Annotated in this window: 18 protein-coding genes; 4 read left to right on the forward strand and 14 right to left on the reverse strand. The window is 56.8% G+C overall.

Features of this window, described 5'->3' with window-relative positions; genetic code table 11:
* Nucleotides 1-142 precede the first annotated feature (142 nt).
* The 4 genes from Poly21_RS12925 to Poly21_RS12940 form a co-directional block, all read right to left on the reverse strand.
* Complete coding sequence (locus tag Poly21_RS12925; protein WP_302118819.1) at nt 143-1,471, reverse strand: PDZ domain-containing protein; 1,329 nt, start codon at nt 1,469-1,471, stop codon at nt 143-145.
* Between the two features lie 74 nt (nt 1,472-1,545).
* Nucleotides 1,546-2,595, reverse strand: coding sequence for a glutathione synthetase (locus tag Poly21_RS12930; protein WP_302118820.1), 1,050 nt, complete (start codon nt 2,593-2,595; stop codon nt 1,546-1,548).
* Nucleotides 2,592-4,577: a peptidase MATCAP family protein gene (locus tag Poly21_RS12935; RefSeq protein ID WP_146407427.1), complete on the reverse strand. Its 1,986-nt coding sequence runs from the start codon at nt 4,575-4,577 to the stop codon at nt 2,592-2,594. The genes Poly21_RS12930 and Poly21_RS12935 overlap by 4 nt, the downstream gene beginning before the upstream one ends.
* Nucleotides 4,574-5,359, reverse strand: a complete 786-nt coding sequence (locus Poly21_RS12940; RefSeq protein ID WP_146407428.1) for an N-formylglutamate amidohydrolase — start codon at nt 5,357-5,359, stop codon at nt 4,574-4,576. The genes Poly21_RS12935 and Poly21_RS12940 overlap by 4 nt, the downstream gene beginning before the upstream one ends.
* Nucleotides 5,360-5,840: 481 nt before the next feature.
* On the opposite strand from Poly21_RS12940, the gene Poly21_RS12945 reads away from it, so the two are divergent.
* On the forward strand, nt 5,841-6,224 hold the full coding sequence (locus Poly21_RS12945) for a hypothetical protein (RefSeq protein WP_146407429.1): 384 nt from the start codon (nt 5,841-5,843) through the stop codon (nt 6,222-6,224).
* A gap of 183 nt (nt 6,225-6,407) precedes the next feature.
* Here the strand turns inward: Poly21_RS12945 and Poly21_RS12950 are convergent, their stop codons facing one another.
* The gene (locus Poly21_RS12950) at nt 6,408-7,445 is read right to left on the reverse strand and encodes a CvfB family protein (RefSeq protein WP_302118821.1); all 1,038 of its coding nucleotides are present in this window, start codon (nt 7,443-7,445) and stop codon (nt 6,408-6,410) included.
* A 61-nt stretch (nt 7,446-7,506) separates the two neighbouring features.
* On the opposite strand from Poly21_RS12950, the gene Poly21_RS12955 reads away from it, so the two are divergent.
* Nucleotides 7,507-7,947, forward strand: coding sequence for an arsenate-mycothiol transferase ArsC (locus Poly21_RS12955; protein WP_146407431.1), 441 nt, complete (start codon nt 7,507-7,509; stop codon nt 7,945-7,947).
* 281 nt (nt 7,948-8,228) lie between these two features.
* Here Poly21_RS12955 and Poly21_RS12960 read toward each other — a convergent pair whose 3' ends face one another.
* From Poly21_RS12960 to Poly21_RS12975, 4 genes are read right to left on the reverse strand one after another with little or no spacing between them, the layout of a single operon-like run.
* Entirely contained in the window at nt 8,229-8,462 is a 234-nt protein-coding gene (locus tag Poly21_RS12960) for a DUF2625 family protein (protein WP_146407432.1), read from the reverse strand.
* Nucleotides 8,432-10,168 carry a serine protease gene (locus tag Poly21_RS12965; protein WP_146407433.1) on the reverse strand — a complete coding sequence of 579 codons (1,737 nt, stop codon included), beginning with the start codon at nt 10,166-10,168 and terminating at the stop codon, nt 8,432-8,434. Before Poly21_RS12965 ends, Poly21_RS12960 begins: the two co-directional genes overlap by 31 nt.
* Entirely contained in the window at nt 10,168-11,511 is a 1,344-nt protein-coding gene (locus Poly21_RS12970) for a DUF1501 domain-containing protein (protein ID WP_146407434.1), read from the reverse strand. The genes Poly21_RS12965 and Poly21_RS12970 overlap by 1 nt, the downstream gene beginning before the upstream one ends.
* Before the next feature lie 10 nt (nt 11,512-11,521).
* Nucleotides 11,522-13,759, reverse strand: a complete 2,238-nt coding sequence (locus Poly21_RS12975) for a DUF1549 and DUF1553 domain-containing protein (protein WP_146407435.1) — start codon at nt 13,757-13,759, stop codon at nt 11,522-11,524.
* A gap of 23 nt (nt 13,760-13,782) precedes the next feature.
* On the opposite strand from Poly21_RS12975, the gene Poly21_RS12980 reads away from it, so the two are divergent.
* Together Poly21_RS12980 and Poly21_RS12985 are read left to right on the forward strand one after the other, a co-directional pair.
* Entirely contained in the window at nt 13,783-14,184 is a 402-nt protein-coding gene (locus Poly21_RS12980) for a hypothetical protein (protein ID WP_302118822.1), read from the forward strand.
* Nucleotides 14,185-14,385: 201 nt separating this feature from the next.
* Nucleotides 14,386-17,304 carry a WD40 domain-containing protein gene (locus Poly21_RS12985; RefSeq protein WP_146407437.1) on the forward strand — a complete coding sequence of 973 codons (2,919 nt, stop codon included), beginning with the start codon at nt 14,386-14,388 and terminating at the stop codon, nt 17,302-17,304.
* Nucleotides 17,305-17,646: 342 nt separating this feature from the next.
* Here Poly21_RS12985 and Poly21_RS12990 read toward each other — a convergent pair whose 3' ends face one another.
* The 5 genes from Poly21_RS12990 to Poly21_RS13010 are packed head-to-tail and all read right to left on the reverse strand — an operon-like array spanning nt 17,647 to nt 25,948.
* Nucleotides 17,647-20,784 carry a DUF7133 domain-containing protein gene (locus Poly21_RS12990; protein ID WP_146407438.1) on the reverse strand — a complete coding sequence of 1,046 codons (3,138 nt, stop codon included), beginning with the start codon at nt 20,782-20,784 and terminating at the stop codon, nt 17,647-17,649.
* A 36-nt stretch (nt 20,785-20,820) separates the two neighbouring features.
* Nucleotides 20,821-22,023, reverse strand: a complete 1,203-nt coding sequence (locus tag Poly21_RS12995; protein WP_302118823.1) for a glycosyltransferase — start codon at nt 22,021-22,023, stop codon at nt 20,821-20,823.
* Nucleotides 22,016-22,846 (reverse strand): lysophospholipid acyltransferase family protein, encoded by an 831-nt coding sequence (locus tag Poly21_RS13000; RefSeq protein ID WP_146407439.1) that lies wholly within the window; start codon nt 22,844-22,846, stop codon nt 22,016-22,018. Before Poly21_RS13000 ends, Poly21_RS12995 begins: the two co-directional genes overlap by 8 nt.
* On the reverse strand, nt 22,843-24,456 hold the full coding sequence (locus Poly21_RS13005) for a phytoene desaturase family protein (protein WP_146407440.1): 1,614 nt from the start codon (nt 24,454-24,456) through the stop codon (nt 22,843-22,845). The genes Poly21_RS13000 and Poly21_RS13005 overlap by 4 nt, the downstream gene beginning before the upstream one ends.
* A 46-nt stretch (nt 24,457-24,502) precedes the next feature.
* Nucleotides 24,503-25,948: an aldehyde dehydrogenase family protein gene (locus Poly21_RS13010; RefSeq protein WP_302118825.1), complete on the reverse strand. Its 1,446-nt coding sequence runs from the start codon at nt 25,946-25,948 to the stop codon at nt 24,503-24,505.
* Nucleotides 25,949-25,957: the final 9 nt, after the last annotated feature.

Here is a 25,957-nt window from a genome sequence, read left to right on the forward strand (position 1 = left end):
ATCATTCTCCCGCTATCGAGCGAATGCAATGCAGAGTGCCCAGCTGCAATGCAGAGTGCCCAGAGAAATCAAATCAGGATCAGTCGGCGAGCATCCATCTTCCCAGCGGATGCCGCGACGATCCGAAATCGTTCAATATCGATTACCAATAAACGCCCAACCCCGTTCCATAACGGATTCCGCCACGGTATCGATAAGGATACCCACGACCGTAATAATAGGGTCTCCCGCGATATTGGTAGTAACGATAGTTGTTGTAGCCAGGATAGCCGTAACCAAAGTTACCATTACCGTAGATGTAATTTGGATAGGACGTGCCACCCGTGTTCCCACTGACACCTTGCTGCTGGCGGGCTCGCCACTCAGCATAGTTGGGGCTCGTGTACCTCGCACCGCTCCAATCGTTGCTGATGTTTGGCGGGAAATTTCCACTGATTTGCGCTAACACCAGGCGGTCCGCCATCTCATTTTGGCTGGGGATATGAGGCACCACGCTGGCGTAGACGGTGGAGTCTTCGGGGTTGCCGATGATCGAGAGGTCATCATCTGCTGCTTCAGGGGCCGTCTGCTCGGGCTGCGACTCATCGGGGGCAGCCTGCTTGAGTTGGTCGACTTCCCTCCGAAGCATGCGAATCTGCTGCCGCATGTCATCGATCATTTCGTCCATGATCGGTGGACTGGGCATCGAGCGGAGTCCTAGCATCGGGACATTCCGCGTACCGCTTGGCATCGGCATGCGGTCCCGAAACCACTGGATCGGCGCTTCGACCACCTGCCCCAGTTCGGCTGCAATCTCCTGCTCGTTTCCGTCACGGCGAACCATCACCTTGATGTCATCCCCGGGCTCAAAGTCACCCACGTCGCCCACGAATTGGTCCAGCGATTGGACATCCTTGCCGTTCAGCTTCAGGATTTCGTCACCACGACGTAGGCCAGCGGTTTCAGCGGGACTGCCGGGGGCAACTTCCCGGATCAGCGCCCCATCGCCACTCTCACTTGCGGGAGCCAGAACGATACCGAGCCAAGCTCGATGACTTTCTGGCAAAGTATCAGCCTCTTTTGCCAGGCGGACCTCTTTATTGACATATTTACCGCGGCGCCACAGATTGAGGTTAATCGTATCCTCGCTATCGAGGCTATCAATTTTTTTCTTCAACTCCAACGGATTACTCACCGTTTGATCGTTGATGGCCAAAATGTAGTCACCAGGTTCGACACCAACCCGATCAGCAGGCCCACCACGGAGCGTATCGATTACGCAGACTCCCTCGCCGGGGCAGGAGCCGACGAGTACACCGAGCTGCGGTGCATGGTGATCGGTGTGCGTGGCGTCATCGGACGGGGCCGTCTGATCGACTGCGTTTTTCGGTTCCGTCTCGTCTTGCGCCTGCACGTGGTGCAGGTTAGGCAGTCCGGTGGCCAGGGCGGTGGCTACGGCGAAGTAGCCGCAGGCTGTTCGAACACGTCGCATGGGGAATCTCCTCGAATCGAAGTGATGATGGAAGTTCGTGCCGAAAATCACCTGCAAATCGTGTTCCTCTTCGATTAAAGGGTGGCTAAACCGCGATTGCGCATCGACGTTCCGTAGAAGGTTCGGTATCGCGCCTTTCGTTCGAGGTCGCGAACCACCTCGGTCGCGAAGTCGACCTTTGTGTGAGCTTGGCAACTGCCTAACCCGCCCGGACTGAACACATTGATCTCCATGAGCTTGTCTTCCACGATATCTAACCCCACCAGAAACATCCCGTCTTGGACAAGCTTGGGGCGAACCATTTCCACTAAATCGAGCATCTTGCTGGTCACCTTGGCAGCCACGCTCTTTCCACCTGTGTGCATGTTGCTGCGTGCATCTCCTGAATCGTTCTTGCGTCGAAACGCAGCGTATTTGCCGTCCTTCATGAGGGGGCGGCCGTTCATGACAAACATTCGCACATCGCCCTTGACGGCAGCCGGTAGGTACTCCTGGGCGATGCAGTACCCATCTCGAATGACTGCTTCGATCATTTGGTTGAGATTCGCTTTTTCATCCTCGCCGATCAAGAACACACTCTGTCCGCCGGAGCCCTGGAGCGGCTTTACGACGACCTTGTCCTTCTGTTCGGCGATGAATGCCTTAATATCGTTGACATCTCGACTGATGCACGTTTTGGGGCGGACTTGCTCGGGGAAGTGTTGGAAATAAGTCTTGTTGAGCGCATTGGCCATGCTGAAGGGATCATTGAGCACGAGCACGCCGCGCGTCGCTGCGAGTTGGCCGAACAGGATGCCACTGGTTTGTGCCCACGGTCGATCCGTGGCATCGTCCGATGGATCATTGCGAAGCAGCAGCACATCGAGTTCATCCAAATTAATACGCTCGCTCTTCGTTTCGGGACTTTGAACAGCTGCCAAATATTTCTCCAGCGAGTCGTATTTTGCTCCATTCGCACTGCGTGCATGTGCCTCAATCGAGCCGTCGGGCGCGTAGACAAAATCTCCGACTCCCAGCAGGTAGCAGTGATGGCCCATGTTCACGGCCGCCATCGCGAGTCGAGTTGTGGTAAACACAGCCTGCTCGGTCAACACATCATTGACGACAAATCCAATTTTCATCATTCATTCTCGAAGAGGTCAAGGACCGACTTACCACGACAGGCCTCAAGCCGATCGCGGACGACTGCGTCGTCCCAGAAACAGGGAAGGATTCGGGGGGCCGTGATAATGCCACGGCGCCGCAACTCTTGTACGTAGGGAACGTGGGACAAACCAATCTTGCCGACATACAACGGATCGATCTCATGGCCGGTGCCCAGGTAATCCAGGAGGTCGCTCAATCCGCGTAAATAAATTAAGTCTTTCGTCAGTCCACCGCCCCGATACACGCGCAGTGTCGTAGAGAACGATTGACGCTCGGCAAAGCCCATGTCGCAGAGTCGTGCAAACACGGTTGCGAATGGATCTCCGGTGACCATCCAGTGCACTGCCAGGACTCGGCTCGCGAGCGTGCGGATTCGGTTGCGTGTCAGGCCGCCGACGAGATACTCTGCGAGAACGGCCAGACCTTCCTGAAGTTCTTCATACCCCGCCAAGCCCGCATAGAGTTGTCGGAGTGGTTGGCAGCGTCCGTTGAAGTAGGTCAACAGATGTGTGCCAATCTCGTGGTGTAGAAGCGGCTTCACTCGGCTTTTGGCGATCGACGCGTCCGGAGCAATTAGCAATCGATCTTGCGATACCATGACCCCCGAGGCGATCTTGTCGGATATCTCCACCGTAGCGGTGAACTCATTCATCCGGCGGTGATAGCGATCGAGGTGTTTTCGTGCGATCTCTGCAAATTGTTCGGCGCTGATACGCCTGGAATCGTCACGTTGGTCAGTCCGCGACGATTTTGCGACGGAATCGTCGGCGGCTGGAACTCGCTCGAGAATTTCGGTAGCCATCGTGACCAGAGAATGCTCCGGTGCACCATAGAGTTGCAGGCTACCCAGCAATACTTTGGATTGTTGCGAGTATTCTCCCACCGCTACCTCAGGGTGATGCAAGTCCCGCAATGCCGTGAGCTGGCGATCGATCTCATCCTGCTTTTCCCAGAACAGATATGCCAGCGTGGGGTCTTCAACCCGCTCGATTTCAATTGCAAACAGCCTCCGCTTAAGCAAGTTGGGATGGTAGGGCAGATGCCGATAGATCAGAGGCGGTAGCGTCCTATATCTGCTCTCTTGGAAACCCTCCCATGCCTGTGCGGAGTTGACCGGGGTCAACTGCATCAAAAAGTCATACGATTCCGAAACCTCGCACAACCGTTGGTCGATCACTCCTACCGCTTTGACAAATGAGGACGGTCCGAACGCATCGACATGCCTTTGTTTCTGGTGCTGCTGTCCGCCAGTGAATTCAGCGATCGCCTTTCTTAGCGCCAACGCGAGTTGGCGGCGTAAGTTTTGTAGCACTAAGGGGAATGGCGTTCCCGATGCCTGATCTCGGTAGACGGGGCTGACGCGCAGTCCCAGTTCACAGCATCCCGACTTCGCAGCAGCCCGTTCCGCTCGTCCGGCAGTGCCCCCTCGCCCACAAACAGTGAGCATTCCTGCAGGGCGGGAATGATTGATTTCGACGTGGGCCGCCTGGCTGCCGATGCGAATGGACTCAAGCGACTCGCGGAATACGCGAATGGTCGAGGGCATTGCCTCAGCATCAGACGCGACGATTTCAAATTGAAATGGGCAGCTGCTAGCGGGCGGCTGATCTTCATCTGCCCAGACCTCCACCAACAAGAACATGCCAAAGTGCTCCTGCATCGCGGAGCTGATGGCAGAGCAGAGATGGGCTAATCCTTCATGGTGGGATTCATCGCTGGATGCAAACAGGTACGCGGCCTCGGTCGTCACGAGCTCTCGGGCGCATTTGTCAACATCAATGCGACCACGGTGGAGACACAGAAACGGCAATTGCCGATCCATGCGGAGTCGTCCACCTCCCGGCAATCGTCGGCGGACGCGTCGGTTTTTGGCTAGCCGTTTGCAGACCGCTTCAGCAATCGCGTGATACTCGCTTGTGATTGACTTGGGGTCAGCTAGCACATCGATTGAGTTACTCACATCGCCTCCAGCGTTTCGAGGACACCCGGGAGGGTGGACTGCAACGCGTGGAACACCGACTCAACTTCCTCCGGATCGGGTTCCCCATTCCATTCGTCCATAAAAAACTTCTTGAATTCGATCGCGATCGCGCAGACACGTTCGGGAAACGTATCGTGGACCCATTTGCCGAAGTGCCCACCCTGGAACTTGACATTCTCACGAACGTCTAAGTTGCGGCCGTGAAAGTCGTAGTCGCGGAGGTCTGAGATCAGCCGATCGACAACAGGGCTCCAATACTGGCGATCCATCGTGCCCGTTCCGATGTTCACTTCTGGATTCGTCTCAGGGTCTGCAAGTGGGCCGTCGGGACCTCCCCGGCGATGGTTGTAGCTATGCAGGTCGTAGATCACTAATCGCGGATAGTCCAACAGCATCTCACAGAGTAACTGCTCCACGTCTGCGTAGAACTCATCGTACTCGCGTAGCGATGCAGCAATCATCGCGTCGTCGGGTGGGGCCAACCAAACGTCCATGTCCCATGCGTCTGCGGGGGTGACATACACGGCTTTCTCCCGCGGCCGATTCAAATCCACCTCGAATCGCGAACGCATCCCGATAATCTGAGTCTTGGCGATCTGGGCCCACTCTCCTGTCATTGGATCCTCTTCGCGTAACTGTTCATTTTCACTGATCGCTAAGTGACGCTCGAGGCTCTTGCGGGTTTGGTGGCCATTATGCACCGCTGCGGCGATAATGGGCCCGGTGCCTCGATGGAAGATACAGTGAGGCTTCAGCGACATGAAGAATTCCTGACGATAGGTATAAGGCATGCTTGCTGACGATGCAGGGAATTCCTGCCCGCTGCTAGCGATTGAGCGACACAGGGGACGGCGCTCTGTGTGGACCCGGCCTTCGAATTGGCAATGCATGGATTAGCAATTGATGTGCCGAAGTCGAGACGACCTCGTTCGCTTTCTGCGGATGGAACGCATTCGCCAGGCAACAAGTCCTCGCCCGACGGTGTTGACGGAGCCTGCTCGTTCAGCCTGTCGTCGGGTGCGATACCAATCCGCCGGGCCTCGGGACTGTCACGGGTTAGAACACTTTTTCCAAACCGTAAATCTGCGACAATGGCAAATCCGCTGAGATTCGCCCTGCATCATGACCGTCGAATGGGAAGATTCCCGCGCTCCGTCAACATTACAGCGACGCGATCACTGAGACTGGAAATGGGCCCAACGCACCTCGCTATTCTTCGTTATCACAAAATCAGAGTGTTCCATGAGTTTCGCTGCATATCTCGCCCCATTTTCAGACCACCCCGTTTTGAAGAAGCGGGTGCTGCATGTCCTGGAATGCCTTCCCGAGGAGGTTCAGCGTGACTTTGTGGATGACCACCGATTTCGCGTTACGCTCGATAACTTCCAGCCCGAGCATGGCTGGTCATTTTTAATGCCAGCACCAGGTGTAGGGGGACAGGGCAGTCGTTGTGTCGTGCTGCGCGTCAAGCTCGCCAATGCGTCTGAACCCTTTGCTTGGTATGTGATCGCCCACGAGTTTGCCCACGCGTATCTGCGAAATGGAGGCTGGGGGGAAATCACCGATATTGAGGAGGCTGCTGATGCCTTAGCGGCGGCTTGGGGATTCACAAGACCCCGCATCTAATCAATCGGCTGCTTCGCAATAACCCAGTTCATTCCGCCTCGGTAGAGGCGTTTTGCGGTTGCAAAATACGAAGCGAACAAGAACCTAGCGGGCTACAGCGTCGTGCTGCTGCGAATCTGCGGTTGTCGCCGCAACTCGTTCATGCTCCGTTGAGTCATCATGGGACACTGCGATCTCGATGGATCAGATCAAACGAATTCCGTCTTGGTCGATGGAAATGAGCTTCTGTTTGTACAGACCGCCAATAGTATTTTTAAACTGCCCCTTGCTCATCCCAAACAGGGCGAAGATCTGTGCTGGAGTCGACTTATCGTGAACAGGCGCGAACCCATCGTGGTCGCGTAGGTAATCTTGAATAACCTGACTGTATTCGTCACGGATCTGCTGCCCACTCTTCAGACTCAGATCAATCTTTCCATCGGCGCGAACATGTTTGACGTAGCCCTGAATGCTCAGTCCGAAACTGAGCCGCTGGTCAACTTCATCCTTATAAAGCAAGCCCCAATGGCTTTGATCCACGATCGCCTTCCATCCGAGTTCGGTGCTGTTTCCGATGAGGAGGTCGACCACTTGCTGAGCTCGAAAGTCGTGCTGGTCGTCCTCCAGCACGATTTTGTCAATCTTTGATGTTGCGGTGATGCGTCCTTGGTTATCGAGATACAGAAATACGATGTAGGAGTCGCCAACGTTCATCGGGCGATGCTGTTCGGCGAAGGGAACCAACACATCTTTGTCTAATCCCCAATCTAAGAACGCGCCGATCGGAGTGTTGTCCTTGACCTCCAAATAAGCGAATTCACCCACTTCGGCTTTCGGAATTTGAGTGGTCGCGATGGGCCGATCGTCGGAGTCCAGATATAGGAAAACTTCGACCTGGTCATCGATGTTCAAGTCATCCGGAGCATGTTTGGTAGGGAGTAAAATCTCGCCCAAGTTTTCGGCATCCAGGTAGAATCCGAATTCGGTCTGCTTGACCACTTCCAAGTGATAGGTGCTGCCGATTTCAATCATGTTCAGGGGGTTTCCAAACTTTCGAGGATGCTCGTGCGGAGTGGCGTTGTCACTGTCGGGGACTGGCGTCTTTCGCGGAGCATCGGTGAGCGGGAACGCAACGCTACTGGTCAACCCATGGTAGCAATCGCTGTGATGGCACAAGATCCCCCTGGAAAACTGCTCCTCGAGTTCACAAACGCTCGCCTGCCCCTTATTCTTACGCGCCAACTCCAACGATGGGAAATAGTTACATTGCCGCCCACGAGTTCACAAACTAAAGCAGACTCTGATGAATAAGCTTCTTTTCCTTTGCACCGGAAATTACTACCGCTCACGGTTCGCGGAAATGTATTTTCGTCATCTCGCCGCTCAGCGTGGATTGGACTGGGAGGCCGAATCTCGCGGTTTGAGATTATGTCCGGGGAATGAGGGGTCGCTGTCGTGCTTCACCCAGCAAGAATGTGCTCGGTTAGGTATCGCCATAGAACCAATGCGGTTTCCCCAGTCTCTCTCCGAAGCTGACCTCGAGACGGCGGATTTGACGATCGCGGTGAAAGAGACGGAGCATCGATCGTTGATGCAGGCGAATTTTCCCAGGTGGGAAAATGGGATCGAGTACTGGGAAATTCACGATATCGACGTCGCGACTGCTGACGAAGCTATGCCGATTCTCAGGCAGCACGTGGAGGCACTCGTGCATCGCCTCGCAGACTCGGCCACGAATCCTTGACGTGGAACGCCCCCCTTTTCACGGTCGGCTCGATCTGCTCGTCGTCCGGCGACTTTATCGTGCGAACGTTAACGTCTCAGTTGTCCGAGCGGATCACACTTTCAAACAAACGCCTCGCTCGCGGGCACGACACCACGAAGGCTGTTCTCAGCATTGCCTTCTTGCAACCACAGAACAGGATAGAGAGACATACACTGATCTCCCGAACATTCTGCAGTCTCAGTCCGCTAGGCGGGCCAGCGCAGGCCCTCATCGAAACTTGGCAGGTCGGCGTTCAACGCTCAGTGCAATAAATCGGAATATCCCATTTCCAGGCATTCCCATTTCAGTTCATCCGGTGACCAATAGTAGGCTTGCCCGACATGGCGTCCGAAGGCCCCTCGGTTGAGCGCGAAGAACCGGCCGGCAATGTCGTCGGCCACTAAGTAGAATCCACTCGCGCGGTTGTCGTTCCACCCAGGTAACGTGATTGAGAGTCGTGGCGTCAGTCCGTGCCTGCCGAGACGCTTAGCCAGAAAGCTTCGATTCGAACGGCGTCTCGCAAGGCATGGGTTGCCTTGAAGATTGCTGGGGGCGACAGTTGGTCATCGGTTGTTGTCGGGGTAGCATTGATGCAAAAGGGACCCTGAAGAGTGATTGGTTTGTCGGCAAATAGTTTCAATTTCACCGACTTGGAGGTCTCCCCTTTGGGTGACGAGACAACCGATTCTGCACGAACGCCCTCGGGTAGACTCTCGGCGGTAATTGTCAACTCTCGGTCAAAACCGTGCTTCCTGGCAATCGTGATTGGAATCTCCACATTGCCGTCCTGGCCAATGGTGAATTCAGCTTCGTTGACGGTGAGCTCCACGCTCGGCGACGCTTCAGTGACCACCACCGAGTACGCATGACGGGGACCATGACCGTCGACGAGATCGGAAACTTGCAATTCGACTTCACCCGCCGTTGTAGCTGCGAACGTGACGGTAGAGTCGTACCGGTTGCGATCGACATCATCGTTTCTCGCCAGTTCGCTGCCATCGTCAACGGCCGTGACACGCAACACCGAGTCGAGAGGGAGGCCATGTGCTCGCGAATGCACGACAGCTTCATAACGCGTCGCTGCTGTGACGGCGAAACGCAGACGGTCTGCTTGGTTCGGCTCGCTAATGTGGCCGGAGAAAATACAGGGAAGCGAGGGGGCGGTGGCGAAATCGTCACCCCCTGTTTCCTCCACAACGACCGCATCATGCGATAACGAAGGTTGCCAGTGCCATCCGAGAGTCGAAGGGACATGAGCGATCAACGGCGAGGCTTCCGTCGCAACCTGAAACTGCACGTCCGCGGTAGGCAGCTGATTCCAGCCGAACGCCGTACAGGTGGTCGAGACGGAATTGAGCGGGTGGACAAGCGGTAACACGTGGTCGATGTAGGCGCCGCCCGTCATGCGGATCGCATAAACAAACGACTCGCCGCCGGCATAACCAATGGTTCCTGTGGGGACTTCGGGAAATGCGAAGATTCGCACAAACAACTCGCGATCCTCTTGGGCCAAATACACGATTTGCGGATCGATTCCCCGATCGTCATCGGCTTGCATGATCACGTTGCCGTGTTCGTCGACCAACTGCATGACAGCGTCCATTGGTGATCGCAGCGGCCGATGAGCTAGCGTCGCTGCGATAAAAGTTTGTCCTTTCTTAAGCTGAACCCGATAGGTATCCATCTCATTGGACTTCGCTAAGCGACCGTAGACGACCGCGGGTAGCTCAACCGCGGTCGCCTCATCGAGTTTCTCGTTGGGTTCCACTTCTTCGATGGTCACCGTTGATTCGATCAACAGCGGCACAAGCTTCGAAGCGGAGGTTTTGTCGAGGACGCGCACCCAAACGATCCCCGGGGCGGCATCGGGAGCCAGTTGAATACTGAATTGACCGGGGTCTTTCCCGACAGCCAGTTCGACGTCGCGGCGATCGACGACCACCTTCACAGGCCACTCGGGGAATTTACCCTCGGCGAGAATTTTTGTTTCGCCACCGGCGATCACCACCGGTGGGTAGAAACGATCGAGTTGAACTTGTGCAGATGCCAGGGAGCAGCACACCAAACTCAGCGCCACTGAAAAATAGGTAAGACGACAAACGCTTCCGTTCCATATCGTGGCCCGGACGAAGTCATCTAGTTGGAAGCGAGTGAACGCGTGCGGGAGGAAGCTGGTGCGCGGAGCGATCAGATTTGGCATCAGCTCATCAATTCCGAAATTGGGGTCGCGTCGCTGACCAAGTGCACCGGTCGGCCTTCGGGGGAATGCAGCATTTGCCCGGCATCGATACCGAGCTTTCGATAGACGGTCGAGACAAAGTTCTCCGGTGACAGCACCCGTTCGACGGCGGCATATCCATGGCGATCGGTCGCTCCAATGACTTGCCCGCCCGAGGTGCCACCGCCAGCAAACATGACGCTCATGGCATTGGCCCAGTGATCACGACCGCCCTGCTCGTTGATTTTAGGGGTGCGTCCAAATTCACCCAACGCGATCACGAGCGTCCGCTCCAACATGCCACGTTCTTTGAGGTCCGTCACGAGGGCTGCGATTGTCGCCTCGAATGGCGGCATCTTGGTATCGTAGGCATCGAATAGGTCGACATGATGGTCCCAGCCTCCTTGCACTAAGGTCACAAACGGGACTCCGGCACTGACCAATCGCCGTGCCAGCAATGCTTGCTGACCGAACGTGTTGCGACCATAGGCGTCGCGTACCTGGTCGGATTCCGAGTGGATATCGAACGCGGCTTGCGACTGCGGGCTGCTGATCAACTCCATTCCTTGAGCAAAAAACTCGTCCGCTGCCATGACTGGATCACCAGCAGCGGCGTCTTTGATTCGCCGCAACTGGTCGATCTGGGTGCGAATCTGTTGGCGGGTCGAGAAACGTTGATCGGTCAGTCCGCTGGGGACCGTCACATCTCGGACCTGAAATGACGAGCTATTCGGATTGTCGGGGACGACAAAGGGAGCGTGTTTCGCACCTAGAAAGTTTGGTCCTCCCGAGCGTGACATGCTGGGGATTGAGAAGTAGGCAGGAATGCCATCAGGGGCACCGATCTGTTGCGACACCACACTGCCGAGGCTGGGGTGAAAACTGACGAACGCTCCGCAACCAACGGGAATCCGTGGCGGTGCGCCAGTCGTCATGTAATGATTCCCCGCACCATGATTGCCTTGATCGTGCCGGATCGAACGGACGATCGCTAGGTCATCGGAGATTGCCGCGAGTCGCGGCATCGGCTCCGAAAAATGAATGCCTGGGGTTTGCGTTGCGATGGGCTGATACTTTCCTCGGATTTCAATTGGTGCATCCGGTTTCGGATCGAATGTCTCGTAGTGACTTGGTCCCCCGTCCATCCAAATCAGAATGCAAGCGTCGGCTTGTTTTTTCAACAGCGTCGGTGCCGATTCCGAAGCCTGTAGGGAAGTCGCACGCAGGGCGCCGGCAAGTCCGCCGGCGAGCAAACCGTGCAGCCCGAGTTTCAGTCCGTCGCGGCGGGTGATGCCGTCGCAGTTGCGATGTTGATGCAAGTTCATACGTCGGTACCTAGTTCAGGATCGAAAATTCAGGACTGTTGAGCATCGCCCACATCAGGTCTTCAATGACGCCGCGGCGATCCGCAGCGGCCTCGATGAGATTGACGGCATATTCGCGTTCGGCGGCAGTCGGGTAACGCGTGAAGGTCGACAAATACAGTTCATCGACGATTTGCGGTGGCGATTGATCACTCGCAGCTAACCTCGCGGCACGTCCCTTTTCGGACCGCACGCGCTGGTCGAGTTGTTGCGAGTTCATCATGTGCAGGGCTTGCGTGACCGTCGACTCGGGCATTCGCTCACAGGGCGGATCCTGGTTTTCATTGGGTCGGCCGAACGTATCTAGGAAAACAGAATCAACGCGCGTCGTCCAAACCTGATTAGCTCGCGAATTGGGCGGCATCGCCTGAAAAGACTCCGGGGTCTGGGTCACGTCTGCAACCGCATCAGACAAGACTTCGGCTCGTAGTCGTCGGCGGTAGTGGCGTGAATAGTTTAGCCGGTCGGCGATATTGGACGGCGTTGGTTCGGAGCTATGCCGGTAGACTCGTGAGAGTGTGATCGTTTTCAAAAGCTGTTTGAAGCTATATCCGGACGCTTGAAATTCGTCGGCCAGCGCGCTCAGCAAGGCCGGATTGGTGGCGGGGTTGGTCGCACGGAGATCGTCGACAGGCTCGACAAGACCGCGGCCCATCAAGATCCCCCAGGTGCGATTGACCTGAACTTCGGCGAAGGAGTCGTTTTCTTTCGATGTCATCCAGTGGGCCAGGGCGACACGAGGATCGACTGGTTCGCCCTCGGCCTTCTCAGCCGCGTCTACAGGGTCGCCGCCCGGCAAATCATATAGCGGTGTCGGTGTCATTATCTCACCAGTCAGCGGGTGTGACACCGAGCCTTTCGTCGCGGTGAACACGACCTCTTCGCCACCGGATATCGGCGGACTCAGACCTGTGCCTTTGTAGCCAACCTTCGCGAAATAGGCTGAGAATTGATAAAAGTCTTGCTGGCTCCATTTTTCAAACACGTGGTGATGGCATTTCGCGCAGTCCAGGCGAATGCCCAAGAACAATTGGCTGATCATCGGTGCAACTTCGTCGGGACTGCGTCGATCCCGATACAGCGTGGCGGCACCGTTTTGCCAAGTGCTGCCCTTAGCCGTGACCAACTGACGAACGAAGGAATCGTAGGGCACGTCGTCACGGAATTGTTGTCGGATCCAGTTGTCATAATTCATCACCGCTTTGATGCCAACGCGATAAGGATTCGGACGGAGCATGTCGGCCCAGTACCCCGCCCAATGATCCGCAAATTCAGGTCGATCGAGCAGTTGATCAACGAGCTGAGCTCGTCGTTGGTCTCTCGTTCCGCCGGCAGTGCCATCTAGAAACGTTCTCGCCTCTTCGACGGTGGGTAACCGCCCAATCAAATCGAGACTGACGCGGCGTAGGAAAACATGATCGTCAACAGTCGGCGAAGGCTCGATCGCCAGTGCTTGCAGCTTGCGATAAACCTGCTCGTCAATGAACCCATTGCGGGGCAGCGATTCAAAGATTGCTGCAGGCAACGGCTCGGTTTGCGGAATCACCACATTGGCGACTTGGATGTGGTACATGTAGCGAGCCATCACGGCAGTCTCCCCCGGGAGAGAACCGGCTTGGATGGTGCCGTTTGTATCGACCGAAACGACTGCATCGTCGTTGGACAAATACGTCGTCAGACGAGTGACATCACGAGTGGAATTGTCGCTGTAGTGGGCCGTTACCCGCAACGATTCTGACTGCGAGGGGGAGAGCGAAAACGAATCTTGCGTGAGGGTCACATGCTCCAGCGTTGGCTCGTTTGGAATCCGTCGCGGGGCAGCTTGGCCAATCCATCGCAACAAGGTTTGGTAGTCTTCGGAATCTCGTTCGATTTTGCGTCCACCGCCGTGCGGCAATTCAGCCGTCGCCTTAAGCAACAGCAAGCTGTTTTCCGGTGACGCAGGGAAGATGCGTCGGCCCCGAGCATCGCGGCTCACCGCAGCGTGATCGAAGTCAGGATCAAAGCCCAGGAGCGAGAGTTGGAACCCGTTTTGCCCGCGTTGTTTTCCATGGCATCCGCCAGAGTTGCAGGAATGAGCTGTGAGGATCGGTTGAACATCCAGTTCAAAACTGACCATACCATCGCTCGCAAGTGCGGAAGCACATGGGCTGGCGACGCTGCACATGAGCCAGATCCAAAAGCAGCCTTGTCGAGTGATCTTGTGCATAGTGGTCGCGTTAATCGGAGAGCATGGGTGAGCAACCGGACATCAGGCAATTTGACGTGGAGAGCAAGATGGACCTGATCGAAACCCTAGGAACGTTGTCATCGCAAACGATGACCCAAAATGGGAGTGAACAATCGAGCGGGATTTCAGCGCCGTCTGTCGCAATGTCACCCCATCGCACCCAACAACTTTCATGGAGCGCGTGGCTACCATCGCTATTCGCTGGCGCCGAAGGTGCCCGCAGTCTAAAGGCATCTGAATTTGGAGAGGCTCAGGCATTGAGTTACCTGATACCGCAGTGGTATGCGGCACCTTCAAAGGCTCGCGACAGGCTACATCAAATCGCATCAGCGAGTGTCGCAATGGGGGGAGGGGATCCCGAAGTTGAGATCGGGGGCGGGACGTCAAGGGAACGCGTCGATTAGATTGATCATCTCCAAGACTTAACCGACAAGATAGTGCTCCCTGGTCAAGATGTCAAATTATGGGGCGGCTTAATAGTCGCTATTACCCTATTCGACTTTTGCTAGGTTTCTCAGCCTATGCACCCTTGAGATGCATGGTTCTAGTAAACTGGCAGTCCCGCCTCGCGTATTCCCACCTTTAGATCAGTCGATCAAACCACCATGCTGGATCCACTTGCCTGCTGCCATGTCCCTGCACGCGCACATTCTGCCCGTGCGGATCGCTTCTTCGTCGTGCTCAGCAACGCTTTCATGGTTTGGATTGCACTGGTGTGCTGTACCACGCTTGCAGCGAGCGCCGATTCTACTCAGCCAATCGCCCCGTTGGAGCGGACAACCCCCGTCGATTTTGCTACCGAGATCGCCCCAATCCTGAAACGCAGTTGTGTTGCTTGTCATCATCAGGGTGAAGCCGAAGGTGGGTTAGTTCTCGAGTCGCACGCGTCGTTAATGAAGGGGGGTGACACTGGGCCAGCAGTAATTGCCAGTGATGCCATGGCGAGCCTATTGCTGATGCGAGCGACTGGCGAAGAAGACCCGCTCATGCCGCCCAAAGACAATGACGTGGGGGCGAATCCGCTGACCGCCGAGGAGTTAGGCCTCTGGCAATTGTGGATTCAGCAGGGTGCCCACGGATCCAGTGCCGGTGAATCGAAGTCGCTCACGTGGCAGGTCATTCCCGAGTCGCTGCGCGCCGTCAATGCGCTAGATGTGTCACCCGATGGCCAGCGATTCGCATATGCCCGCGGTAATCGCTTGTTCGTCGCTGACATCCACACACCAACCGAAAATGTATTGCTCTCGGATACCGAATTGGATCAGGTGGGGATTGCAGACGTCGACTTGATTCAATCAATTGCCTTCTCACCCGATGGACGGCGACTGGCCAGCGGAGGGTTCCGAACGCTGCGATTATGGAAGCGAGCACACTCGCCCGTCTCGCCAACGAACGCATCATGGCTGAAGCCAGCCCAGTTAATGTCGGTACAATCCGATGGTGCTGCCGTGGCACTCGTCAATGCTATCGGTGACATTGAGGTGTGGGATGTCATGACAAACGAGCGGCGAGCATTGATTCACGGACCCTCGGATCCCGTGATCGGTTTGGCGTGGGCAGGTTCGACTGGCAAATTGGTCGTCGCTGACAACGCTGGTCGTGTGACCATGCCCGAAACCATAGGTGGCAGCGAACTCGCCGCCATTGACCTTCACACGTCTCTGAGTGGACTGGCCACCTGCACTGACGGCGTGCACGCCGCTGTGCGTCGTACCGATGGCAGCGTGCAGCTGTTGCGTTTGGTCGCGGACGCTGACGGGACCACGGCAAACTTCGAGGTTGTGCATCAAGTCGTCAGTGATGTTTCCGATGCGACCGCAGTTGCGCTCATTGCCGAACCAACTCTGGCGATTGCGATTGCTACCGAGTCACGGGGAGTCTTGCTGATCGACGCGGCGACAAATCAAGTCACTCGCACTTTCGAAGTCGGCGCCATTGTGGATGCGCTGGCCGTTTCTGCAGATCAAATGCAGTTGGTGACGGGCAGTCGCGATGCCGTCGTCGGCGTTTGGAGTTTAGCGGACGGGAAACAGCTCGCGGTAAACAGCGCAGGTGTTGACGATGCATTGGCATTAGCCAAGGCGGCACGTGATGCGCGTCGGCAACAGACGGTGGTGGCGAATTTGACGAACAAGGCGAAAGAGCTTCAGGAGCTACTGGAGAAAGAGGACGAGGCGCTTGCGGCGATCACAAAACTCCGTGATGCCACAATTCAGACGCGCGACGCCAATGAGCAAAAGCATGCTGCAGCTGCAAAACTGGTTACGGAAACCCAGGCCAAGATCGCAAAAATCACCGGCGACATAGCGGCGGCGGAGCAGGAAATCGCTAGCGACAAGACGTTGCTAGAACAAGCCACGAAGGAACTCGATGCCCAGCGCGCGTCACTCAAGCAGCTCGAAGCCGAAAAGGCAAAGAGTGAGGCGGAGTTGGCCAAGTACCAGCGATTGACCGACGCGGCCACGGCAGCTCATCGGCGGGCTACCGATGCGATCCCGGAACACCAACGTGTCGTCGACGCGGAATCCCAGCGGCTCACTCGGCTCGATGCTAAGTCGACCCTGATTCAATCGAACTTGACGCAACCTGGACACGCGGTGCTTGGCGTCGCAGTCAGCCCGGATGCAAGCCGCATCGTGACGGTCCATCGAGATGGTTCTTCCCGCATTATTCGCAGTCGTGATGGACAGCCTCTGACCCAAATTCCGCCGACGCTCCCTGGCGATGCATCCAGGTCAGACCGCAGCGAGCGAGCGAGCGTCGCTGTCGTAGGTGACAAGCTCTGCCGGCTGGCGGGCTCAGGTGCCCTGCAGTGCTATCCGCTACGAGAACAATGGGTACTCGAACGCACGATTGGTGAAGTCAACGATCCTACGGAAATTGTGGATCGCGCCACGGCGATCTCGTTTCGACCCGATGCGATGACGGTGGCGATCGGCTCGGGCGAACCTAGCCGATCGGGGACCATCAAACTCTTTGACGTTCGGACCGGTGAACTACTGCGGGATTTGGGCGAACTACACTCTGACACAATCCTCGGCTTAGCGTTCTCGCCCGATGGACGAACGCTCGCGTCGTCGTCAGCGGACCGAACCATCGGATTGACGGATGTCGCCAGCGGCATGACCACTCGTCAATTCGAGGGACACACCCATCATGTATTGTCGATTGCATGGCAGGACAGTGGTTCAGTCATCGCGTCGGCTGGAGCGGATCAAACGGTCAAGATTTGGAACATCGAGACTGGAGAAACTTCGCGAACAGTCAGCGGTTTTAAGAAGGAGTTAACCGGGATTCGATTTGTGGATGCCAGCGACATGCTGGTGGCAGCATGTGGCAGTGGCGAGGTCAGGTTATTGAACTCAACGAACGGCTCCAAAGTTCGCAGCTTCGACGCCGCCGAAGATTTTCTGTTCGCGGTCGCGGTCACCCCAGACGGAGAACAATTGATCGCTGGCGGTCAGAGCGGTGTCGTGCGAATCTGGAATCTCACTGATGGCAAACTCCTTGCGGAGTTAAAGTAAGCAGCTCAGACGTTGGTTCTGAAACACTGAAGCACTGCTGGGATCGCGGCCAGCAGTACCTTGCGGGGACTGCCCAAATCGTTCTTCCGCACCCCATGAGGCCATCCCGTCCCCCGATTCCAACACACTGCCCGCGATGATGGCGGAAGGCACATCGAAAGCGGTCGAACGTCTGGAAACGCGAACGCCTATAGGGTTTGCACGTGAGGTGATCAATACGCTCACTGTAAGTTCAAGAATGCAGAAGGTTGATGCGCAGGGAATACAATCGCAGAGTGCCAAACCGGACCGCGAGCTGCAACAAGCATCCTGATCCAGTCTGAATGAGTTTTGAGATTTCTGTCATTTCGAATCTGCTCGGAAGGACTTCATCGCCGTTTCGCCGCCTGTGCGAATTTCAATTAGGAAGCGAATCAGATCGGAGAACTGCTGCCGGTCATGGAGTTGATTGACCAGTCCCGGCGGCATTGCAGACACGCTGACAGGAATGACGTCGTCGATGTCTTCCTGGGCGATCACGATTTCCTTGCCGCCCGCGGGTTCCCGGATTACGAACTCGTCATCATCCTCGCGGACGGGGAAACCACGAAGCACCAAACCGTCGGCGGTGATCACGGATACCTGCTGAAAATCTTTGTGGATTTCTTGAGACGGCTCCAGCACGGACTGTACCAGCATGGAATTGGTGATGCCGTCGCGAGCTTCAGCGAGATTAGGACCCAGTCGTGGGCCTGAGACGGGCTCGTGGCACTTGGCACACGAAATCGATGGATTGAAGAATAGCTCCGCCCCTCGTTTGGCATCTCCTTCGGCCATCGCTCGAGTCGCCAGATCGTGCGGCGAGATTTCCGCGAGCGTCTCAGCCAGTGAAATCGGTGGCTTGGCGTCCGCCGGGATCGCTTTGAGCTGAAGATTGTGAATCGACCAGTATTTATTAGGCGACACTCCGGTCTGGGTAACGCGGATGAACCGAACCAGTCCCGGACTATCCAGCTCGATCGACGTAACAGGCTTGTCGCCGTAGCCAACCGCCACCGGCCCATTCCAGGAGGACCCGTCGGCGGAGACTTCCACGAGATAGCTGCGTGGAAAGTCCTGGTTCGAACCTCGCGTATCCAGTACCAGCGTCATCGCCCTAACGGGTTCAGGGAGTTCAACCGACAGCCACTGGCCTGGCTTCTGGACGGTGCCGGTATCCCAGCGAGTTTTTTCACTCGTGTCGATCGCCATTTCTAAATGTTCGCGATTATTGCTCGCATCGAGCTTCCACTGGGAACGGTCCTTGGTCTCGGGTGGGTCGTAGTAGTGTAGGTCTGCAAGAGTCCAGGGACCAATTCGAGAGGCTGACTCCTCTCGAACGCGTTCCACGTCTTGCGGTTGGATCATTGAACCTTCATTGTCCCAACTGTTACGGACATAGTTTGCCGCGTCCGCAATCCAGGCATCGTCGTTGGCGGCCAATGGCATCATCAGTCCATCGGCATAGGTTTTGTCGTCGACAGGACCGATCAAGCCTTGCAAGAGAATCCGGAGCAGTCGAGCTTTGTGCCCTTGGACGCGCGCCGATCCAGCTAAAGGAGGCGCTAAATGATCGCCGCCCTGCGGAGATGGATGTCCCTTACCATGTTCCCCGTGACAGGTCGTACAGAGTGTCGAGTAGATCACCTTCCCACGGAGAACCGATGCGGCGAGCGCTTCGTTGCGCTGAGCCATTTCAGCAATCTTTTTCTGTTCTGCCCGCAGGGCTTCCATCCCCCGCCTATATTGCTCAGCGACAGAGGCGACGTTGGGGTTGGACTGGTTCGCCTCAACAATCCGCTGCGTGATCGCCTCACCATCAGGGTGCTGTCCCTGATTGACCGAGAGCAGTGTTTGCATCACGACGCCTGGGCTCGGGTCTTGAGCCAGGCGTTCGATAACATTGTTGAGACTGGTGTCGGTTGCCAGAAATGGTTCTGCCAACCGCATGGCGGCGGCACGAACGCGGGCGTCCGAATCAACGAATCCTTCCGCGAGAGACTCTACGGTGATCGCACCAAGTCCTTCGAGCGTCCAGTAGCCGTGCAATCGCCCCAATGGATCGTCACCTTGGTGAGCGAGTTCCTCTAATGCCGGAATAACGCTGTTGTCGCCATGCAGAATAATGAGCTTCTGAGCTTCATCACGCCACCATCCATTTGGATGATTAAGATGAGCCACAAGCTGCAGTGGAGATTCGTCGAGCATCCGTGGTTGAGGGCCACGTTCTGTCGATTCATGATCAACGCGGTAGATGCGGCCACGCCCAATGTTCTTGTCCAATTCGTATTCTTCAACGATACCGCGCAGGTACGATCCCTCGCGGACCCACGCACCTTCCTGAATGATACCGCGGTACATATCGACAAGGTACAGGCAACCGTCAGGTCCAGTGGCACTGTTGATCGGCCGAAAATTCGGGTCGCGAGCGGCAATAAACTCCTGTTGATCATAGGCGTTTCGCAGCGTGATGCGGCCATTTTCATCGGTCACTTTGGCGCGTCGAATTAGGCGACCCACTGGTTCACAGAGAATTAAGTCGCCGGCAAAGTCATTGGGCAGACGGTCACCGCGAAAGATGGATTGCCCGCAGACCCCCGTGAAGACATTGAGAGTGTTGTCGTCCCGAACGCGAGGCAGTCCGCCTTGAACATCCGGTACATTATCGATGGGATAGACTTCGCGAAATCCCGGTGCTTGTTCGCCCGGCAGGTCAATCTGTCCATAGACGATTGGCTGTTGAAACGCATACGCGGGGTTCTCGCCGCCTGCAGACGAGTAAAACATCCGGCCCACGTTATCTTGCGTCAGTCCCCACTGTCCGGCATTGTAGATCAGCGGGCTACTGGTCACTTTGCCATCGGTGTAACGAAGTCGATAGCCGGTGTAGGTCGTGTAGATCCAGTTGTCGATATTCCAGACGAGGCCGCTGGGTTGATGTTCAAGATTGCCACCGCGGGGGCCGCCCTCATGCCAGAGTTCAACCTGATCGGCGACACCATCGTCATCGGTGTCTTGGTAACTTTTCAAGTCTAGCGTATTGGTTTCGCCAATGATGACGCGGTCGAGCAACGGCAATACCATTCGCGGTAGAACCAGGTTATCTGCGAACACCGTGTGTTTGTCGTAGACGCCGTCACCGTTGGTGTCCTCATGCCGAGACACGCGGCTGGTGGGTGCCAATTCGTTCGTGCCATCAATGTCCTGCATGTAGGTACGCATTTCGACGACGTACATCCGTCCATTTCCATCCCAGACAATCGCGGCTGGTTCGGAAATCTCAGGTTCTGTGAGGACCGGGACCAAGGCAAACCCGGGCTGGATTTCCATCGTTGCCATCGACTCTTCGGGCGACAATGGTGGTGCCTGGGAACTGCCTTCCTCGGCAGCAACCCGGTTTGATGCAATGGCGAGGCCCAACAGAGCCAAGCAGATGTTGAGGGATATTTGTGTGAGTTGCATTATATTTCAGTCAATACGATGAGTACGGATCTATCCTCAGCTGTCTCGCCCCCGCCAGGCAATCTGTTGGCCACACAGATGCATCACGAACGCGCACCACTGCAGAGTAAGAAACAGCCCAATGGCGACGGGATGGAGGAACGCCCCGGTGGGGCTCTGCGGAAGTTTCCATGCCGCCACCCAGCGTGGCAGGTGACTGAGGAATATCGCTGCCACACTCACCAGAGCCGCAAACCAAATTGATATGCGGTGGTCCCCGGCAGCGTACTGCACCAACGCATAGCCGAGAGTCACATAGGGCAGAAGACTCGCGCCAGCAAGCAGGATGGTGAACGGCACCAATAGCCGCCAGTTCGCGATGCCTTCGTGTGCATTCTTGAGCATTCCTCTCACAACCTGAGCAGCACCGTGATACATCCGGCACGTTGCCAGACCAGCGCCATCGACACAGTCAGTCAACATGCCGTTCTGTCGATAGATTCGCGGCAGATGAATCCCATCGTGACGCGTCGCTCGGATCGCGGCGTGCGTTCCGCTGCGCTGGTACGCCTCGCGATCGGTGACGAACACCTGACCGCACCCCGCCGCGTAGCCCGGATCGGTTCTCGATCTCATCCGTGAAAAGGGCAGATAGCAGAGCAAGATGTAGTGCATCATGGGAATCAACATCTTTTCAGACAGCGACCCCGTCTCTTGATTCGGAAACGCGCTTAGAAGCGCGATTGGCTTGCCTTTCGCTGGCCCGGTCTCGGCGTACTGAGCCTTACGACGGGTCAACTGCTGTAGCGCCGTTGGTTTTAGTCGCACATCGGCATCGAGAAACAACAACAGGTCGAACTGAGCGGCTTCGGCCAGCCGGCAGCAGGCATGCTGCTTTCCGTTCCATCCGGCAGGCAGTTCCGGACTGGAGATCAGCCGCACGCGGGGATCCTGATCGGCAATCTGCTGGACAAGTTCGCCGGTTCCATCCACCGAATCGTCGTCGAGCACAACCACTTCCAGCACGACGCCGGTATTGGCGAGGACCGCGTTGACGGTGCGGGTAATCCCAGTAGCTTCATTGCGAGCAGGGATCAGCACCGATATGGAGGGTTCCTCCTCGGTGGGACTCAACTCACCGGCCCGCCACCGCAGAAACTGTGGCAGATTGCCAGCAAACATCAACGCAGCCACGCTGGCGAGCAGCAGTGAAAGCAATGGCAGGACCCATAGCATCACGACCATGAACCAATCATTCACTCGATCGTCCCCCAAATTTATCTCCATGAGCGGCATCAAACCTCTTCAGCGAAAGCCATGATTTCAAGCGGCGTGCCCAGTCATAGGCTCCCGATGCACCTTGTTTCCCGTGCAGCAGGTTGTCGAACGGCTCGGCGGCACGGGCGATCGCGAGAGCAGCCAACTTCGTTTGGTTCTCACGCAGTCGGTGGGCCAGTTCGATCGTCCACTGAGATTTGGTTCGCGAAGGTGACTCCCCTAGCGAAAACAACTCGCCGATTCTCAGTAAACATACTGGCAGACGTTCATCCCAAAATGCGTACTCGAGGGCGAGTGGCACCACCAATCCGCGATCCAATTTTGAGCATAGGTGAGCGAGTCCTGGCATCAGGGCAGCGTCGTGATCACGGGCATCGGCGAAACGTCCCTCCGGTGTCAGCCAAAGCGCGGTGGCCGGTCGCTGTAGCAGCTCGCCGGTCGTTTTGAGAAAATCAGCCGCGCCGCGACTGGAGTTCAGGTCAACACCGAAAAAACCGAGCTTGGATAGCACCTTGTATTTCTCCAACGCAATCGCGTCGATCGGTGCATACAGCTGGCGAGGCGCCAGTAATCTGTGGTTAATGAAGTGTGCGATCATCGGATCCCACCACGATGGATGGTTGCAATACACGATCATCGGCACAGCCATATCACCACAAATCGCCGTCCCCGTGGTGCGACGGGCTCCGGCATCATCTCGCGCTACCGCGATCGCATGAAAGTGGCGTTTCAAATAGGAATCGAGAAACCGGTGAAAGCCATTCTGAAACCAGGCGGCAGGGACGGGCGCGAGTTCTGAATTCACGCGGTCGAGCCCACAGTTGCCATATCAAGTCGCCCAGCACGGGCATCCTGGTCGAGCGAATCCGCTGCGATCCAACCGCTCATCAACACCATCGGCATCCCCGGACCCGGATGCGCCGCACCGCCAGCGAGATACAGACCTGGCACATCTTTGCGGCGATTGCCCGGCTTGAAGGCACCGGTGAATTTACCGTGGCTGGCGAGACCATAGATGGCACCATTGAGCACGCGGTAGCGGTTGTGAATATCTTCCGGAGTCAGCGAGTCCTCAGTCACGATGGCATCCCGGATGCCATCCATGCCCGCCGTCCGCTCGAGTTTGTCGAGAATCACCTCGCGGTAGTGAGGCAACATCGCTTTCCAGTCGTGCCGGCTGCGGAGGTACGGCGTATGCACGAGGATATACAGTGCTTCGCCGCCCGCGGGGGCAACGCCTGGTTCTGAAACCGAAGGCGCACAAACGTAAGCCGTGGGGTCGGGCGCGAGCTCGCCGCGACGATAAATGTGATCAAACTCGTCTTTCGGATCCTTAGAGAACACGAAATTGTGATGTAGCAACTGGTCGTAACGGCGATTCAGACCCAGATAAAGGACCACGCCACTGCACGCTGCCTCGTAGTTCTGTTTGCGCTCAAACGCTTTGGCCGCAGGCGTACCCTGCAGGAGTTCACGGTAGGTCCGAACGGCGTCGCAGTTACTGACCACGGCGTCACATGGAATCGTTTCGCCACCGGCAGTGACCACACCCTGGACGCCGGATGCAGCAGTTTGAATTTCCAAGATATCGGTACAGGTGCGGATCTCGACACCGAGTTCGCATGCGAGTTTTGCTAGCGCCTCGGGGACGGCACGGGTACCGCCGAGGGGATACCAGATGCCTTCCTCGGTCTGCATGTGAGCGATGCTGCAGAGCACTGCGGGTGACGCATAGGGTGACGAGCCCACGTACTGCGTGAAGTGATCCATCATCTGAGATACGCGATGCTCAGGCACATGCGAACGCACCACCGATGCCACGCTGCGCCCCATTCTCAACGACAGCACGTCTTTCAGAACGGCGGCTGAGAAAGCGCCTCCCACTTCCATCGTATCGGCAAGACCGCCGATCGAACGCCAAAAGAAGAAGCGGTCGGAGACACCGTGGAGCTGCTCGCTGACGCGAATGAATTTCTCGTATCCGTCTGCGGCGGAGTCATTGCCTGTGAACTCGCGCAGGTGCTGCTTCATCGCGTCGACGTCAGCGACGAGATCAAGCACGGTATTTTCAGTGGTATTCGCTGCCGATGTGCCTTCGAAAAAACACCGCCATTGCGGATCGAGCGGCACCATCTCGAGATAATCGTCCAGATTTCGATCGGCTTCCGCGAAAACTCTTCTTAACACACTCGGCAAGGTCAGGATCGTCGGACCCATGTCGAACCGGTAGCCCTCTGTATGCAGCACTGCCGCCTTACCACCCACCCATTCGTTTTTCTCACATAACGTGACGCGGTGACCTCGGGCCGCCAACACACAGGCAGACGATAGCCCCGCCAAACCTCCTCCAATGACCACCACATGTTGGGGGGCAGTGGTGGCAGGGGAGGACTGTGGTTGCTCGGACGCGATCATGAGACGGGAGTGCACTCGAGAGGGGAAGACGAATCAATGCCACGACTCACTGTTTTACCCGACCTCGCCGGCGAACGGCAGAGGTAAGTCGGCGCAGTCCCGCGATTCGCTCGCGAAAACCGCTGCCATGGTTCCACTGCATCACGCCGGTCAAGAGTTCGGCATCGGTATCCCGCCGTGGCGAAAGATGCGGGGCGATGCGGCCTGAGCGTGTCGAAATCACTCGTGGGGTTGTCATGGCTAGCAATCCTTCGGGACCGCGAGTGACCCCAAAGCCGCTCTCTCGGCGACCACCGAAAGGAAGCCGCGGGTCCGCCGTCGGTGCCACTAAATCATTGATCGTTACCGAACCGACATCGAGTTGTCCGGCAACGGTAGCGGCGGCATTGGCACTTCCAAACACGGATGCTGCCAGCCGATAGCGACAATCGTTGACCTGCGCCACCGTAGCGTCAAGCGAGTCCATTGGCAGCAGTGACAACACGGGAGCGAATAGATCGGTCTGCAGAACAGCGTGGTCGTCGGGAACTCGCGTGAGTACGACCGGATGCATGGCTCCGCTCCGACGGAGTTCGGCCGGGTCAAATCGCCCAATTCGATCCACGCTGCCGGCATCGAGCGCAGCGGTGATCATGCCAACAACGGTCTCGCGGGCAGCTGGATGGACAATCACGGGCGGACAGACGCTCAGGCATGCCACCAGCTCGTCCACCCAGGGGGGCTCGTCGCGGCCGCGCACATACATGACACGCCGCGGACCGATACAAGATGCTCCACTGTTGAACGTCAGCCCGAACCGGATCGCGTTGATCACTCGGTGATGGTCGGCGTCGCCGAGAACAATGACCGCATCGACCCCGGACAGTTCCATGATGGCAGGTGTCAATTGTTCCGAAGTTTGTCGTAATACTGCTCGCCCGGTACTCGCCGCTCCCGTCAGAACGACGAGGTCCACGCCCTCGTCAATCGCGTTTTTCGCCGCCTCAGTCGTGGAATCCAGCAGTTGGAGAGCTTCCGCTGGCACGCCCGCTCGGCGAAATGCGTCAACCCACTCCGCGACGACCGCGGTGGTTCCCGGGGCGGGTTTGAGCTGGACCTGATTGCCTGCCGCGAGTGCCTGGGCAGTCTGCACGGCGGCTAGGAAAATCGGGTAGTTCCACGCCCCGAGGATCAAAACCTTACCCCACGGCTGTCGCTGGACGACGCTTCGCACGCCCCACATCCACATCGGCCGCCCGGCAAGACCGACCTGGCGGTCGGCTAGTTGGCGGGGGCCGTGACGGGCGATCCACAGCAACGCATCGCACAGGGGAATCAGTTCCGACGCTACCGTCTCGGCATCGTCGCGACGCTGGTCACTGTGGGATTTCCTAATCAGCTGATCGGCCGAGCGAGCGAGCTCATGACGCGCCTGGCCCACGATTCGGCATCGATCCCGCGTCGACCGCATAGCCCAAAGCGGCGGTTCGTGATAATTTGTCGCTCGTGTCAATTCGTTCTC

Origin of the sequence: Allorhodopirellula heiligendammensis, from assembly GCF_007860105.1 — a bacterium.
GTDB lineage: Bacteria > Planctomycetota > Planctomycetia > Pirellulales > Pirellulaceae > Rhodopirellula > Rhodopirellula heiligendammensis.